Consider the following 14908-nt stretch of genomic DNA (forward strand, 5'->3'; position numbering starts at 1 on the left):
GCGGCAGAATGCTTGGGAGTGCGACATTTCCGACTATACGCACTCACGGCACATTGAGAACGTCCGGTCGCACACCGACCGGGCGCCGCACACGCGCGCGAGGAAGCGGCCGCCCCGAACACGGCCGCACGCCCGCCCCGGGCACCGGCCTCGCGCGGAGTCCCCGTCCGGAGACCCCGGTGACACCCGGAGCCCCCGGATCCCGCCCTCGCCCGAACTCCCCCGTCCGACCGGCGGGGTGACGTCGCGGAGGAGGTAGCCTCGTTGACACGCCGGCGACAACGCCTGATGGTCTGTTACCTGCTCTGGATGGTGCTGTTCACCGGCATCTACTACGCCAATCCCAGCCAGCGGATCATCTGGTGGACGGGCATCGGCCTCGGTGGCGTCGCCGCCATCGTGCTCGGCGTCCGCCTCAACCGCCCCGCGCACGCACGCTTCTGGTACGTGCTGGCGCTCGCCAACCTGAGTTTCACCGCGGGCGAGGTGGTGCAGGCCATCCAGCTGGACATCCTGCACCTGGCCAATCCCTTCCCCTCCATCGCGGACGGCTTCTACCTCGCCGAGTACGTGCTGTACGCGATCGGCCTGCTCGGCTTCATCCGATGGCGCACGGCCCGTCAGGACCGCGCCGGGCTGCTCGACGCGCTGATCCTCACGATCGGCCTGGCGCTGCTCTCCTGGATCTACCTGATCGTCCCGTACACCCAGAACCCCGACCTCACGTGGTTCCAACGGGCCGTCTCGATCGCCTACCCCCTCGGCGACGTGGTCGTCCTCGCCCTGCTGCTGCGCCTGCTGACCCCGCGCGGCGGCAGCTCCCGCTCCCTGCAGCTGCTCGCCGTCGGCACCGTCGGCCTGCTCGTCTCCGACGTGCTGTACGGGCTGATCCAGCTGCACGGCACCTGGCGCATCGGCACGCCCGTCGAACTCGGCTGGGCCGCCTACTACACCGCGTGGGGCGCGGCCGCGCTGCACCCGTCGATGGTCGAGCTGACCAAGCCCGTCCCCACCCAGGAACCGGACCTGAGCACCGCCCGGCTGGTGCTGCTCACCCTCGCCTCGCTGATCGCCCCGGCGATCCTGATCATCGAGGCGCTGGCCGGGAACACCGACAACGCGGGCGTGATCGGCGCCTTCTCCGCGGTGCTGTACCTGCTCGTACTGGCCCGCCTCGCGGTCGTGGTGTCCGCCCGCAGACAGGCCATCGCCCGCGAGCGGGCGCTGCGCGAGGCGGGCGGGCGGCTGACCGCCGCCGTCAGCGTGGAGGAGGTCGCGGACGCCGTCCAGTCCGCCGCCTCCGCCCTGATGCCCGCCGAACCGGGGCACGTCGCCCTGCTCGCCGTCGCCGAGGCGGGCGTGCTGCACGTCCGGCACGCCGAGCGCGGCACGGCCCGGCACCGGCTGGGCACGGCCTCCGACTCCGACCAGGTGCTGGCCCTCGCCGCCTACCGCGAGAGCCGGCTGCTGCCCGTCGAGTCCGTCGACCTGCCCGCCAGCGAGCTGACCGGGCACCTCGACGGCATGTCGTACGCCCTGATCTGCCCGCTCACCCTCGCCGAGCGCCCCTTCGGCGACCCGCTGATCGGCGCGCTCATCGTGACCGGCACCGAGCAGGAGCTGGCCAGCCTCTGGAGCTCGCTGGAGATCCTCGCCGCGCAGGCCGCCCTCGCCGTCGAGCGGGTCGTGCTGAGCAAGGAGGTCAACCGCCGCAACAGCGAGCTCTACTTCCGCACACTCGTCCAGAACGCCAGCGACGTCATCCTGATCCTCGACGCCGACGGCGGCGTGCGCTACGCCTCCCCCTCCGCGACGGCCGTGCTCGGCAACTCCGCGCTGGAGGGCGCCCAGCTCACCGACCTCGTCCCGCCCGAGGACAGCCGGGCGGTCGGCAAGGCGCTCTCCCGGATGCGCGACACCCCGTCCCCGTCCGCCGGCGAGCAGCCCCGCGAGCACTGGCGGCTGCTGCGCCAGGACCGCACCCCGATCGAGGCCGAGGTGCGCTTCAACGACCTGCGCGCGGACCCGACCGTCGGCGCCCTGGTGCTCACCCTGCGCGACGTCACCGAGCAGCGGCAGATGGAGCGCGAGCTGACCCACCGGGCGTTCCACGACTCCCTCACCGGCCTCGCCAACCGCGTGCTGTTCCAGGACCGGGTCGGCCACGCGCTGTCGCGCGGCGAACGCAGCGGGTCCGTCACCGGGGTGCTCTTCATCGACCTGGACGACTTCAAGGTGGTCAACGACACCCAGGGGCACGCGGTCGGCGACGAACTGCTGGTCGCGGTCTCGCTGCGGATCTCCACCGCGCTGCGCTCCTCCGACACCGCGGCCCGGCTCGGTGGCGACGAGTTCGCGGTACTGGTGGAGGACGCGCTGGCGCCGGCCGACGTGGACACCATCGCGGCCGGCGTGCTGGGGGTCTTCAACGAGCCGTTCAAGCTCAAGGCGGGCGCGGTCCGGGTCAGCGCCAGCATCGGCGTGGCGACCACCGAGGACAGCGTCGACTCCGCCGAACTCCTCACCCACGCCGACCTCGCGCTCTACTCGGCCAAGGCGGCCGGCCGCCGCCAGTGGTGCCACTACCGGCCGGCCCTGCAGGCGGGGCTGGTGGAACGGCACGAGCTGAACGAGCACCTCGATTCCGCGATCGCGGAATCGGCGTTCCAGCTGTACTACCAGCCGATCGTCGACCTGCGCACCGGCGACCTGGTGGCCTTCGAGGCCCTGGTCCGCTGGCCGCACCACCGACGCGGCATGGTGCTGCCCGACGAGTTCATCGCCCTCGCCGAGGAGAGCGGCCAGATCGTCCCGCTCGGCGCCTGGGTCCTGGAACGCGCCGCCCAGGAGGCCGCCGCCTGGCACGCCGCGAGCTCCACCACCCGCACCGCGGGAGGCCGTCCCCCGCTGCGCGTCAACGTCAACGTCTCCGCCCGGCAGTTCCGCGACGCCGGCTTCGTCGACGTCGTCCGCCAGGCCATCGCCACCTCCGGCATCGACCCGCACACCCTCGTCCTGGAGCTCACCGAATCCGTCCTGATGCGCCGCGACGACCGCATCCACGCCGACATGGCCACGTTGTCCGGCCTCGGCGTCGGCATCGCCATCGACGACTTCGGCACCGGCTACTCCTCCCTCTCCTACCTCCGCGAGTTCCCGATCTCCCTCCTCAAGATCGACAAGTCCTTCATCGACGGCCTCGGCCACTCCCGGCAGCAGTACGCCCTGGTCGAGGGCATCGCCCGGATCGCCGACACCCTCGGCGTCCAGGTCATCGCCGAGGGCATCGAGCACCCCGAACAGCGCGACCTGCTCGCCGCCATGGGCTGCCCGCTCGGCCAGGGCTACCTCTTCGCCCACCCCATGGACTCCCCGCACGCTCGCTCCCTCGTGCGCAGCACCGCCCTGCGGGCCGACGTGACGGGCGGGTGAGCGCCGGCGGCGGTAGGCGTGCGGGGCGGGTGCGGGCCGAGTCCGGGTGCGGGTACGGGTGCCTGCCGGCGATAGGCGTGCGGGTGCGCGAGCCCGTCGGCGACGGGCGTGCGTGGGCCCGCCGGCGACGGGCGTGCGTGAGCCCGTCGTTGGCCCGCGTGCGTGAGCCCGCCGGTGGTCCGCGCGCGTGGGCCCGCCCGCGATGCGCGCGTGCTCGCCGGCGGTCCGCGCGTGAGCCCGCGAGCGATCCGCAACCAAGCGGCGGTCAAGGAAACTTGACCTCCGCTTGCCCCACAGGCTTTCCGACCGCGTGCCAGACTGTGCGGCCCCCACTCGCCGACGAGGAGTTTCGGTGGACCACGCGCGCCCCCTGATCGAGGACTTCCCCGCCCACCCCGACGGCGACCCGGCCGCCGTGCTGGCCGACGCCGTCCGCGAGCGCCGCACCGCCCTGGGCCTCTCCGTCCCCGACCTCGCCGAGCGCTCCGGCCTCTCCGAGCGTCAGGTCCGCGCCGTGGAACTCGGCCACGCCATGCCCACCCTGCCGCTGCTGACGGCCCTCTCCGCGGGGCTCAGGCCGACCCCCTGAACTCACGTCAGGGGGTCGGGCGGATCAGGACGGGGGCCCACTGGCCGACGCGCTGCGCACGTGGTTCGGCGAACCGCGGCCCGGAGCGTGAGGAGGGGCGATGCCGGTCCTCAGTTGCCGGCCGCGCGCTGGCCTCACCCTAGGCGAAACGATTCTGCAGGTCGCCGAAGTCCTGACCGGTCCGGGTCAGGTGCACCCGGGCGCGGGCGATCTGCTCGTGCTCCTGCACCATGGCGATCTCGAACGCGACGGTGTCCGCCGCGGGCGGGTCGACGACCCGCACCACGCAGTCGGTCGGCAGCTCGAACTCGCCGAAGCGCGTGAACTCCGTCTGCACCCTGGAGAGCAGCAGGCCGCGCGGCGACCACCCGAACAGCTCATGAGCCGCGTACATGGCCGACTGCCGGAACCCCTCGAAGATCACCGCGCCCGGGATGTGGTCCAGCGGGTGGTCGAAGAACGCCGGGTTGTCCTGGTCGACCACGACCCGGGTGCGGACCTCGCGGTCGCCCACCTCCGCCCCGGCGAGCACGACGTTCTGCACGACGGTGCGGCCGACGGTGACCGCGGCGACCCGGCCGCCGGTCCGGTGCGGCCGGGCCGGGGCGAGGTCGAGCGCGGCGCGGCCGCTGCGGCGTATCCGGTCCCAGGCCGCGACCGGCATCCACTGCGCGAAGGTGCGCATCGACGCGGCCTCCCGACCGTCGACCGACATGACCAGGTCGAGGGTGCTGCCGGTGACGACGCCGCCCCGCTGCTTCAGCCCGGCCACCCGGACACGGAGCTCGGCGTGCCCGGGGCGGGCACCGATGACCAGCGCCGCCGGGTCGGTGACCTCCAGCTCCCCGCTGATGAAGACGAACTTGTTGTCGAGCGGCGCACCGAGGAAGGTGTGGTCGACGTAGATCGACGCCTGACGGAAGACCTCGATGAGCAGCATCGAGTCGTACGTGGCGGGCGCGCTGCCGTGGTCGCTGTAGTAGCTGTGGACGCGCGGCAGCTGCGCGGCGACGAGGAACTCCTCGCCGGAGACCTGCACGGAGTCGGTGAGGAAGACCTCACAGATGGCGGCCCGGTGGACCGTGCCGCGCGGGACGGTGTTCGAGTAGGTCAGAGCACGATCAAGGATTACGGACATGGCTGAGCTTCCCCCTAGCACTCCTGCGTGTGCGTACCCCTCCGATCCGAGGTGCGGGCGTGAGCGTACCTCCGTTCCCCGCGAAGCTACTACTGTCGCACTGGCCACGCGGGGGCGATCACGTGCACGGAGCGCCCGAATGCTCCTTATTACGGGGATTGCCCAGGTCAGCAGCCCGGCGGCGGACACGGCAAGGGCCCGCCGCGGGCGCGACGGGCCGTTCGCACGAGGTGCGGCCGGGATCAGCCGAGCGGCAGCTCCAGGACGGCCTCCTCCCCGCGCGGCGAGGAGACGGTGGTCGTGCTGTCCTTCGTGCCGGAGAAGGCGTACAGCTTGTCGCAGCTGTTGACCACCAGGGCGAGGCGGTGGCCGTCCGGCAGGTCGTAGGCGGCGGGCTGGAGCGTCCAGCCGACCGTCCGGTCCTCGGCGGGCGCCAGGTCGGCGGCGGTGTACGGCTCGTGGGTGATGATGCGCGCCGTGCCGTCGGGGGCGACGTCGAAGAGGTACGCCACCAGCGTGGCCGGCCCCTCGGTGTTGCGGACGGTGAGCCGCACCTTCGCGGCGCCCCGGATCCGGCGCGCCACACCACCGGTCCCGGTCAGCGCCTCGGTGGACCACATCAGAAGCCGAGGCCGCTCGAACCCGTCCGGGTCGTAGGACTTGGGGTTGCCGAACCACTCCTTCTGACCGGTCTTCATGATGTCGTCCATCGCGGTGGCGGCCGTCTCGTGGCCGGCCGTGAAGTCCCGGCTCCAGCCGGAGGACTGCTTGTCGGACAGCTCGCCGTCACCGCCGTCGGCGGCCCCGGTGAGGTACCAGGAGTCGGTACCGGTGGTGACGTCGCCCCAGGACGGGCTCTGCTCACGACGAGCCGGCACGGTGATCCGGTCGAGCTGGCCGACCACCTTGGTGGTCTCGTAGGTGAACATGACCTGGTTGTTCACCTCCCGCCAGGTCGGCACCTCGTTCGCGGCGTCGAGCAGGTAGTGGTCCAGCCAGGCGTTGGCCTCCTGCATCGGCTCCTTCAGCCCGGGGAACGGCACACCGCCGATCAGGCCGGCCAGGCCCGGGCCCTCGGGGGCGCCGTGGTCACCGATCCACATGTTCAGGTGCTTGGGCACGGTGAGCTTCTCGAACGTCCGGATCGTCTGACCGGCCGGGAACAGGCTCTCGTGCCAGGTGTTCGAGATGAACGTCGGGATGCCCCGCGCGTTGGTGATGTCGACGTACGACTCCGGGGCGCGCTCCGTGCCCCAGGCGACGACGGCGTCGAGGTTCACCCCGTCCTCGAAGTCCTTGAGGATCTTCCGGGACTCCTCGTCGAACTTCTCCTCCAACGTGCCGCCGGTGAAGGCGATCAGCGCGTCCACGGCCGCGGTGTGGCGGGTCCCGTTGTCGTACAGCGCGGTGGCCAGGTTGCCCCAGGTGCTCAGCGCGACCACGACGTCGACGCGGTCGGCCTCGTCGTGCGCGGCCACCAGCTGGCTGATCCCCGAGCCGTACGACTCGCCGAGGAAGCCGATCCTGCTCGGCGCGAAGTACGGCTGCGCGTAGTCGAGCACCTTCGAGCCGTCGAGCCAGTCCTTGGGCCCGGCGACGTCGATGTGCCCCTCCGAGGTGGAGATCCACCCCGGGAGGCCGATGCCCCGCGGGGTGTACGCCAGGACGTGGTAGCCGCGCGCCGCCAGCGAGAGGTAGGCGTACATGAACGGCAGCCAGCCGTACGGGTTCCAGCCCGCGGGAACGACCACGAGCGGACGCGGTTCGTCCCCGTTCAGCTTGATGGTGAACGCCGACAGCTGCGTCCCGCGCTCACCGTCGATGCGCAGGACGTCGAAGGTGGCGCGACCACGGACCCTCGACGCCAAGTCCGCCAGCTCGGACGGAAGTGCCGCCCCCGCCTCGCCCCGGACCGCCGCGAGCAGGGCCTGCGCCACGGCGAGCACCGCCGGGCTCGGGTTGAGACCGGCGCCCGCCCAGATGCCGTTGGTGGCGATGTCGTTGAGTGTCGCGTCAGTGACCGAAGCGCTGGAGTCGCCGCTGGCAGAGGTCATACGAACCACCCTTGTCATGAGGTAGGAGCACGCCCTGTCGGGCGCCGTCCTGCATCCTGGTCACAAGGCGCCGGAGAGCGGCTGACGACACATCAGATACAACCCGTACGAGTGAACTTGAGCCCACGCTTCCCGGATTCGACACCGCCGTCGAATCCGACACCGCCGATGCCACCTGAAGCCCGGCACACTCACACCCAGCGCGTGCAGGGACGAGGAGTGGGCCGATTTCCCACTCCTTCTGCCGCGTCACTCATGCGGGTGAGATGCCGTGTTGCCGCCCCGGATTGGTTCGTCCCGGCCGGAAGACTGACCGCGCCAGTAGGACGCACCGAAGGACTTGCCATGGCAGAAGAGCTGTACGCGACGCTGAAGAGCAACCAGGGCGACATCGTGATCCGGCTGCTGCCGAACCACGCCCCGAAGACCGTCAAGAACTTCGTGGAACTCGCCACCGGCGAACGGCAGTGGATCGACCCGAACACCGGCCGGCCGAGCAACGCGAAGCTGTACGACGGCACGGTCTTCCACCGGGTCATCGAGGGCTTCATGATCCAGGGCGGTGACCCCCTGGGCAACGGCACCGGCGGGCCCGGGTACGAGTTCGCCGACGAGTTCCACCCGGACCTTGCGTTCACCAAGCCCTACCTGCTGGCCATGGCCAACGCCGGGCCCGGCACCAACGGCTCCCAGTTCTTCATCACCGTCGGGCCGACGGCCTGGCTCACCGGTAAGCACACCATCTTCGGCGAGGTCGCCGACGAGGCGAGCCGGCGGGTCGTCGACGCCATCGCCACGACGGAGACCGACCCGCGCAACGACCGGCCGGTCAAGGACCTCGTCATCGAGTCGGTCGTCATCGAGACCCGCTGACCCGCACGGGCCCGCCCGCCCCTCGGAGTGGGAAGTCGGTCCCGCCGACTTCCCACTCCCACCCCACTACGGCTGGTCAGCGGCCGGCTGCGCGAGCGCCAGCCCGGTCCACCGTTCCCGCTCCTCCGCGTGACTGCCGGTCGCCGTCGCCCGCGCGACTTCCGCAGCCCCGTCGACCCCCTCAGCCTCATCGGCCGCCGGCTCACCGCCACGGAACAGCAGCGCCAGCGGCCAGACCGGCGCACCCGACACCTCCCCGTCGAAGGCGTGCCAGTCCCACGCCCCGTCGAAGCGCCAGGCCCGCCCGTCCCGGTCGGCGACCTCGTCACCCGGTTCGAGGAACGCGTACGGGCGGAAGAGCAGTTCGATGCCGATCGGCTCACCACCGGCCGGATCGAACGCGTAGCCCTGATCCTCCAAGCCGGGTTCGTACACCTCACCCTGCCGCAGCACCTCGACGTAGCACGCGGGCCGCGGCAGCAGGCCGGTGACCAGCGGCGGATCGTAGTACTCCACCGACTGGACGTGCACCACGGTCGGGGGCATCCCCACCCGGCACGTGTCACCCGGCCTGAGCTCCGTCTCCGCCGGCTCCGTCCGGAAGACCTCCCACTCCCGGGCGGCGGGCAGCGGCATCGCACGGTCACCGTTCCAGCAGATGCCCTCGGCCTGCGGGTCCGCCGCCAACCACGGGCACCGCACCGAGACGTGGTAGCGGGAGACCGCGGTGACCGTCGTCTCGGTGAAGTCGCACTCCAGCCGCAGCACGTCACCCGGTCGATAGTCATGAATCACGGGCGGCATTCTGCCCGCCCCCACCGACAGCGGCCGACAGCGGTTGCCGGCCGTCACTGCGCCGACCAGGCCCCCTCCCGCTCACTACGTACGAGGAGGCGGAGTAGTACGAGCTCCCCGGCAGCGACGTCGGCGCATCCCCGCCCGAGCCTCTCGTCGAGTCCGCCCTCGACTCGGCGAACGTCCGTTGGAAGGTCCCGTCGAGTCGGCGATCCCCACCACCGCCTGCCCGGCGCCACCCACCCGGGCGCCGGCTCCGACCGCGACTTCGACGCCTTCCCCCGGAATCCGTGCCCAACCCACGCTCACAGCACGCGACTTGCCGACCGGCGTGACAGCAGTTCGTCAGACGGCGATCCGGGTAGGACAGACGGAACGGAGACCGAACCGCACCGCTCCCCGGACGGTGAACCCGCCGACGCCGGGGCCGCGTTCGGGCTGAAGGCACCGTGCACCTCCCAGCCGACCGGAACGCCGAAGGAGCCACCTCATGGGCATCGCACGTCGTGATCTTCTCAAGTGGGGCGCGGGAGCCGGCGGAGCGGCCGTCCTGGGCAGCGGGCTCGCCCTGCCGCCGTCCACCGCCCGGGCCGCCGTCCGGACCACCCCGCGCGGGCTGCCGACGGACAGCTGGATGGGCCGCCTGAACGGGAGCCTCTCCCTGCTCGACCTCACCATCCCCGGCACCCACGACTCGTGCTGCGAGAACCCGGCCTACGGCACGGAGTGGTCGCACACCCAGAACTGGGGCATCCCACAGCAGTTGGAAGAAGGCGTCCGCTTCCTCGACATCCGCTGCAACGGCCTGCAGGGAGCGCCCGACGAGTTGGGGATCTACCACTCCGACGCCTACCAGCACCTCCGGTTGCAGGACGTGCTCGACCGCTGCCGCACCTTCCTCCAGGCACACCCCGGCGAGACCATCGTGATGCGCCTGCGCAACGAGCGGGCGGGCGGACAGGCCCTCGGTGACGACGAGTTCATGCGGCGGGTCAACCACTACTTCGACGCGTTCGGCTACCGGAGCCTGTTCCACTTCTACGGCTGGCCGACGCTCGACGCCGCCCGCGGCAAGGTCGTCCTGCTCGCGGACTTCGCCAATCCCTGGGGCCTGATCAACTGGTCCAGCGGCCAGAACGAGTACTTCGACACCCAGGACGCCTGGCAGATCGGCGGCCTCGACCCGCTGGGCACGAAGGGCCGGTACATCGTCGCCCAGTTCGACAAGGCCTTCGGCAACCCGAGCTACCCGAGGATGTTCGTCAACTTCCTCAGCTACGCCGGTGGTTACTGGCCCAAGACCAGCTCGCAGAGCATCATGGACCGCTCCGTCTACCCGTACCTGAACGCCCGCACCCAGCAGCGCGCCCGCTTCGGCATCGTGCCGATGGACTTCCCGGACTTCCACGTCAACGTGCTGCAGATGCTGATCGACAAGAACGTCGTCTAGCGGTCCAGCTCCCTCCTCCTCGCCCCCGGCCGGGGCCACCGCCGCGCGGTGCACATCAGCCCCGAGGCGTAAACCCGTGGGCCAGTTCCGGGTGACGGTAGATCAGTCGGCAGGCCAATGCCGCCCGCCCGCCCCGCGTGACAGCGTTCGGGGCATGGACTCCACGCCGTTCGCAAGCCCCACCGGACCCACCGGAAGCTCCGCCGGCCCCATTGGCGGAGCTTCCGGAAGCTCTGCCGGACCGACCCGCCGCCGCATCCTGGGCACCGCGCTGGCGATGGGCGCCGCCGCGCCGATCGGTCTCGCCGGCACCGCCTGGGGCGCCCCGGGCCGATCCGCGGGCGCCACCGGCACGGGCCCCGCCGCGCCCTCACGGCTCACCCTGCCCGCGCCCACCGGACCCTGCCCGGTGGGCACGGTGCCGCTCCACCTGCGCGACACCGCCCGCCCGGACCCGATCGCCGGGCCGGGCCGCTTCCGCGAACTGATGGCCACCGTCTGGTACCCGGCCCGGAGCGCCGACGCCGACGCGTACCCGCTCGCCCCCTGGATGACCGCGGGCGCCCTGAAGGCCTTCCTCGACGATGCCGGCTTCCCGCTCGACCTCTCCCTCGCCCCGCTCACGTCCGGCCACCAGGGCGCGCCCGTCCACCGGACCGGCCACCGGCTGCCCGTCGTCGTCTTCTCGCACGGCTCGGGAAGCCACCGCGCCGACCACACGGTCATCTGCCAGGAGCTCGCCAGCCACGGCTACGCCGTCGTCACCGTCGACCACACGCACGACGGGTTCACCGAGTTCCCCGACGGCACCGTCCTCACGCCGGACGACCGCGTCGCGGCATACCCCAGGGACTACGCCGCCGACCTGCGCTTCCTGCTCGACCGCGTCGACGACCTCGGCGCCGGCCGCAACCCCGACGTCGACCGCCGCACCCTGCCGGCCGGCCTGCTCGGCGGCCTCGACCCCAACACCGTCGGCGCGTTCGGCTGGTCGAAGGGCGGCACCGCCACCGCCCTCGCCATGGCCGCCGACCGGCGCATCCGCGCCGGGCTCGCCCTCGACGGGCCGATGATCTCCAACCCGCCCCCGAGTGCCGACCTCGACCGGCCCTTCATGCTGATGACCGCCGTCTGGGCCCGGGCCGGTAACCCCGCCGCCGAGACCTTCTGGGGCCACCTGCGCGGCTGGCGCCTCGACGTCCAGGCCACCGGCGCCGTCCACGGCTCGTACGGCGACAACATGACGCTGATCCCGCAGGCCGGCAAGCTCCTCGGCATGACCGAGGAGCAGATCCAGTCCCAGGTCGGCACACTCGACCCCGACCGCGGCATCCTCATCCAGCAGGCCTACCCCCTCGCCTTCTTCGACCTCCACCTGCGCCACCGCGGCCGCCACCTGCTCGACGGGCCGTCGAAGGCCTTCCCGGAGGTCGTCTTCCACCCGTAGGGCCCGGTACGGCGGCGGGCGGCCGAAACCCGGACGCGGGGGACGGAACGGGGTGCAGCGGGAGGGTGGGAGCGACGGCACTGTCATGACAGGGGTCCGGCCGCCCCGCTCACCTGCGTGCGTCCACCAGTCGCGCACCCGTGCGGTACAGCTCGACCAGCAGCGGGCGGAGCGCCCGCCCGGCGGGCGTCAACCGGTACGAGGTCCGCACCGGGAAGCCCGCCAACCGTTCGCTGACCGCCAACTCCCGCTCGACCAGGGCCTGCAGGCGCTCGGCGAGCACCTTCGAGCTGATCTCCGGAAGCCGCGCCCGCAGCTCCCCGTACGAGGCGGGGCCGTGCATCAGCTCCCTCAGTACCAGCGTCGTCCACCGGCCCGCCACCGCGGCCAGCGCCACCTCCACCGGACAGTCCGTCTCGGGCCGCGCGGTACGGCCGCGCTCATCCGGTACCAACTCCCCGTCCCAGTCGCGGCCTTCGACCCGTCCGTCACCGTCACTTCCCGTTTGGTGACCTACGGCGCACCCGTCTTCACTGCTCACATGACTCACCCCACCAGCCTCCCCGTGAGCACCGACCCGGCACAACACCCGGCCGTCTTCGCCGCTGCCTTCAACTCCGGTGACCCTGCCCTCCTCGCGCAGGTCTACGAACCCGGCGCCGTCTTCGTCCCGTCCCCGGGGAGCGCGACCACCGGAGCCGAACTCCACCGCGCCAACGCGGAGTTCCTCACCCTCGGGCTGCCGATCACCGTCCGCCCCCGGCACACCTACGTCGCCGACGACATCGCCCTGCTCATCGTCGACTGGGAGATCACCGGCACCGCCCCGGACGGCACCGCCGTCCACCTCACCGGCACCGCCACCGACGTCGCCCGGCGTGACGCCTCCGGCCACTGGCGCTACGTGATCGACAACCCGTTCGGCACGGCGGGGCCCTGAGCGCGGGATCAGCCGGCCCGCTCCTTCGGGTTGACCGTGCAGAAGCAGACCAGGCCGGCCCGCCGGCCGAAGGAGAAACCGCCCTGGTAGTGGTCCCCGGTGACCGCCCGGTCGAACAACGCGCTGTGCAGTCAGTCCCTGGGCTCACCCAGCTCGGCCGCGAGCGCCGACGGGACGCGGCAGCCGATGCGCTCCTCCTTCCAGGTGCCGGTCGACGTGACGGCCGCCGGCTTCGCCGGATCGACCTCGGCGAAGCCGTCCACCATCACATCGGTCGGCCCCGGAACCGCCGGGCGGGGATCGGGGCTCCCCGGGGTGGCACCGATCCACCGCGCCGCCGGCAGCTCGCCCAGCTCCGGGAAGCGGCGCTGCAACGGGTCGGCGTCCTGCCGCACTGGAAGTACTTCTCGCACCTCAGGGCGCCGTCCGCGGAGGACAGCCGGACGAACACGCCGTACCCGGCGTCCTCGACCGAACCGTGCCGCCAGGTGCCGGCGAACGGCGCCGCCGCCGAGGATCCGGCCTTGGTCCTGGCCCTGGCCTTGGCCCCGGTTCTGACCTTGGTTCAGACCCGCATGTTCTGGGTGGCGGTGGCGGTCGTGGTGGCGACGGCGGTGGGCGGTGTGGTGCTGCCGGCGGTGGTGCCGAGCGTGCGCTCGACCTTGGAGACGGCGGTGCGGTACTGCATCGAGGCCGTCTGCGCGTCAGCTCCGTCACGCTGGAAATAGCCGAAGGCCATGGCGACCGTACCGAAGCGCTCGATGCCGACGAAGGCGTTGAGTTGGACACCGGCCAGGGTGCCGTCGAGGCGGACCGCCGGGGCATCCTGCCGGTCGCCGAGCGTGACCGGGGTGACGGTGAAGGTCACGGTGTCCTCGGTGCCGGCGTTGAAGGTGATGGTGTGACAGCTCCGGAGGGCGTCGGCCGCCGAGTTGAAGTCCGAGGTGAGCTGGTCGGACGCCTCTGCGGCAAGGGCCTCGGTGACCATCGGGTTGCCGTCCGGGCCGTCGAGTTCGGTCTCGGCGCGCGAGTTCGCGAGGCCGGGCTGGGTGGCGTGCATGTTGATCAGGGCGCTGAGCGCGTCACAGCCGCTGACCGGACTCGGGTTCTCACCCGGACTGGGGCTCTCGGTGGCGGGCACCTCGGTGAAGTCGGGACCGAGGTCGGCCGCGGTGAGCAGGGCCGACTTCAGCTGATCGGCGGAGGGCAGGTCCTGGGCGGGCGCGGCCGACGCCAGCTGCGTCGGGCCGAGTGCGACCGCCGCGACGACGGCTGCGGCGATGACGGCGTGGAGCGGCCTGGGAAGAGACATGCGGGCCCCCGGTCGAGAGTTCGGGCAGGGACAGGCAACCAGTGTCCCACCGGGGGTCGGGAGCGGCGCGCGGGGAGGGCATCGCCGCAGGTCAGGACGGGCGCGAGCGCGGGAACGGCGCTGCGCCGGCCTCAGCCGGGGGCGGTCAGGGCGCCGTCCGGGTACGGTCCGGGACCGGCTCGGGCACGGTTCGGGCTTGCTACGGGACCGGCTCGGGCGAGGCTTCAGACGCGGTTCGGGGAGAGGGATTCGAGGGTCTCGGCGAGCCACTCCACCCAGAAGGTCTCCAGCCCGATCCCGGCCCGCAGCACCGCGTGCTGGAGCCGGTTCTCGCCGTTCTCCTTCTCAGTCGGGAAGTCGCGCCGTTCGATCTCCAGGTAGTCGGCCAACTGCGCGCGGTGAAGCGCCAGGTGGCGTTCCAGCTCGGCCGCCAGACCGTCCGTGCCGACCACCGCCGCGGCCCGGAGACGCAGCAGCAGCGGCTCCCGGACGGCGCGCGGCGGGGCGCCCTCGGCCGTCCAGCGGACCAGTTCGGCACGGCCCTCCGGCAGGACCTCGTACTCCTTCTTCTGCCCGCGCACCGGCCCGTCCGGCTGGAGGGCCCGGATGTGACCGGAGGCCTCCAGCCGGCCCAGCTCGCGGTAGATCTGCTGGTGGGTGGCGGGCCAGAAGAAGCCGATCGACTTGTCGAACCGCCTGGTCAGCTCCAGCCCCGAGGACGGCTTCTCCAGCAGGGCGGTGAGGATGGCGTGCGGCAGCGACATGCCGACGATCCTAGAGGCGCATGAGCAGGTCGGATGGCCAGGCCATGAGCGGACCTCATGAAGCCAGGCCATGAGCGGGTCTCATGGGGCGGAGTCATGAGCAGCTCTCATGGC

13 protein-coding genes are annotated in these 14908 nt (G+C 71.9%); 6 read left to right on the forward strand and 7 right to left on the reverse strand.

The genetic code is table 11. The features are described 5' to 3' along the window. Nucleotides 1–264: 264 nt before the first annotated feature. Entirely contained in the window at nucleotides 265–3432 is a 3168-nt protein-coding gene (locus tag ACIRST_RS12045; protein WP_402802025.1) for a putative bifunctional diguanylate cyclase/phosphodiesterase, read from the forward strand. A gap of 352 nt (nucleotides 3433–3784) precedes the next feature. Continuing rightward, the gene (locus ACIRST_RS12050; protein ID WP_350519159.1) at nucleotides 3785–4021 is read left to right on the forward strand and encodes a helix-turn-helix transcriptional regulator; all 237 of its coding nucleotides are present in this window, start codon (nucleotides 3785–3787) and stop codon (nucleotides 4019–4021) included. Between the two features lie 139 nt (nucleotides 4022–4160). On the opposite strand, the gene ACIRST_RS12055 is transcribed toward ACIRST_RS12050, so the two are convergent. Continuing rightward, nucleotides 4161–5159, reverse strand: coding sequence for a ScbA/BarX family gamma-butyrolactone biosynthesis protein (locus ACIRST_RS12055; protein ID WP_350519160.1), 999 nt, complete (start codon nucleotides 5157–5159; stop codon nucleotides 4161–4163). Between the two features lie 242 nt (nucleotides 5160–5401). Then, nucleotides 5402–7213 carry a CocE/NonD family hydrolase C-terminal non-catalytic domain-containing protein gene (locus tag ACIRST_RS12060; protein WP_350519161.1) on the reverse strand — a complete coding sequence of 604 codons (1812 nt, stop codon included), beginning with the start codon at nucleotides 7211–7213 and terminating at the stop codon, nucleotides 5402–5404. A 345-nt stretch (nucleotides 7214–7558) separates the two neighbouring features. Here ACIRST_RS12060 and ACIRST_RS12065 point away from each other — a divergent pair, with 345 nt between their 5' ends. After that, nucleotides 7559–8086 (forward strand): peptidylprolyl isomerase, encoded by a 528-nt coding sequence (locus ACIRST_RS12065; protein WP_402802029.1) that lies wholly within the window; start codon nucleotides 7559–7561, stop codon nucleotides 8084–8086. Nucleotides 8087–8152: 66 nt separating this feature from the next. Here the strand turns inward: ACIRST_RS12065 and ACIRST_RS12070 are convergent, their stop codons facing one another. Continuing rightward, nucleotides 8153–8881, reverse strand: coding sequence for a hypothetical protein (locus tag ACIRST_RS12070; protein WP_402802031.1), 729 nt, complete (start codon nucleotides 8879–8881; stop codon nucleotides 8153–8155). Nucleotides 8882–9371: 490 nt separating this feature from the next. Here ACIRST_RS12070 and ACIRST_RS12075 point away from each other — a divergent pair, with 490 nt between their 5' ends. Both ACIRST_RS12075 and ACIRST_RS12080 read left to right on the forward strand, forming a co-directional pair. Next, nucleotides 9372–10331: a phosphatidylinositol-specific phospholipase C gene (locus tag ACIRST_RS12075; protein ID WP_402802032.1), complete on the forward strand. Its 960-nt coding sequence runs from the start codon at nucleotides 9372–9374 to the stop codon at nucleotides 10329–10331. Between the two features lie 154 nt (nucleotides 10332–10485). Beyond that, nucleotides 10486–11778, forward strand: a complete 1293-nt coding sequence (locus ACIRST_RS12080; RefSeq protein WP_402802033.1) for an alpha/beta hydrolase family protein — start codon at nucleotides 10486–10488, stop codon at nucleotides 11776–11778. 109 nt (nucleotides 11779–11887) lie between these two features. Here ACIRST_RS12080 and ACIRST_RS12085 read toward each other — a convergent pair whose 3' ends face one another. Then, a complete protein-coding gene (locus ACIRST_RS12085) occupies nucleotides 11888–12181 on the reverse strand; it encodes a winged helix-turn-helix transcriptional regulator (RefSeq protein WP_402802035.1) in 294 nt (97 codons plus the stop codon). A gap of 138 nt (nucleotides 12182–12319) precedes the next feature. On the opposite strand from ACIRST_RS12085, the gene ACIRST_RS12090 reads away from it, so the two are divergent. Further along, nucleotides 12320–12718: a DUF4440 domain-containing protein gene (locus ACIRST_RS12090; RefSeq protein ID WP_350519167.1), complete on the forward strand. Its 399-nt coding sequence runs from the start codon at nucleotides 12320–12322 to the stop codon at nucleotides 12716–12718. Between the two features lie 131 nt (nucleotides 12719–12849). Here the strand turns inward: ACIRST_RS12090 and ACIRST_RS12095 are convergent, their stop codons facing one another. The 3 genes from ACIRST_RS12095 to ACIRST_RS12105 all read right to left on the reverse strand — a co-directional run bounded on the left by ACIRST_RS12095 (nucleotide 12850) and on the right by ACIRST_RS12105 (nucleotide 14794). After that, a complete protein-coding gene (locus ACIRST_RS12095; RefSeq protein WP_402802036.1) occupies nucleotides 12850–13113 on the reverse strand; it encodes a hypothetical protein in 264 nt (87 codons plus the stop codon). Between the two features lie 170 nt (nucleotides 13114–13283). Then, on the reverse strand, nucleotides 13284–14030 hold the full coding sequence (locus ACIRST_RS12100; protein ID WP_402802037.1) for a hypothetical protein: 747 nt from the start codon (nucleotides 14028–14030) through the stop codon (nucleotides 13284–13286). A gap of 224 nt (nucleotides 14031–14254) precedes the next feature. Beyond that, nucleotides 14255–14794, reverse strand: a complete 540-nt coding sequence (locus tag ACIRST_RS12105) for a PadR family transcriptional regulator (protein ID WP_402802038.1) — start codon at nucleotides 14792–14794, stop codon at nucleotides 14255–14257. Nucleotides 14795–14908 lie beyond the last annotated feature (114 nt).

The organism is Kitasatospora sp. NPDC101447 (assembly GCF_044767225.1).
Taxonomy (GTDB): Bacteria; Actinomycetota; Actinomycetes; order Streptomycetales; family Streptomycetaceae; genus Kitasatospora.

Coding starts and splice junctions, on each gene's coding strand:
- ACIRST_RS12055 (WP_350519160.1), bottom strand. CDS start 5,159: ATGTCCGTAATCCTTGATCGTGCTCTGACCTACTCGAACACCGTCCCG.
- ACIRST_RS12060 (WP_350519161.1), bottom strand. CDS start 7,213: ATGACCTCTGCCAGCGGCGACTCCAGCGCTTCGGTCACTGACGCGACA.
- ACIRST_RS12065 (WP_402802029.1), top strand. CDS start 7,559: ATGGCAGAAGAGCTGTACGCGACGCTGAAGAGCAACCAGGGCGACATC.
- ACIRST_RS12075 (WP_402802032.1), top strand. CDS start 9,372: ATGGGCATCGCACGTCGTGATCTTCTCAAGTGGGGCGCGGGAGCCGGC.
- ACIRST_RS12080 (WP_402802033.1), top strand. CDS start 10,486: ATGGACTCCACGCCGTTCGCAAGCCCCACCGGACCCACCGGAAGCTCC.
- ACIRST_RS12090 (WP_350519167.1), top strand. CDS start 12,320: ATGACTCACCCCACCAGCCTCCCCGTGAGCACCGACCCGGCACAACAC.
- ACIRST_RS12100 (WP_402802037.1), bottom strand. CDS start 14,030: ATGTCTCTTCCCAGGCCGCTCCACGCCGTCATCGCCGCAGCCGTCGTC.
- ACIRST_RS12105 (WP_402802038.1), bottom strand. CDS start 14,794: ATGTCGCTGCCGCACGCCATCCTCACCGCCCTGCTGGAGAAGCCGTCC.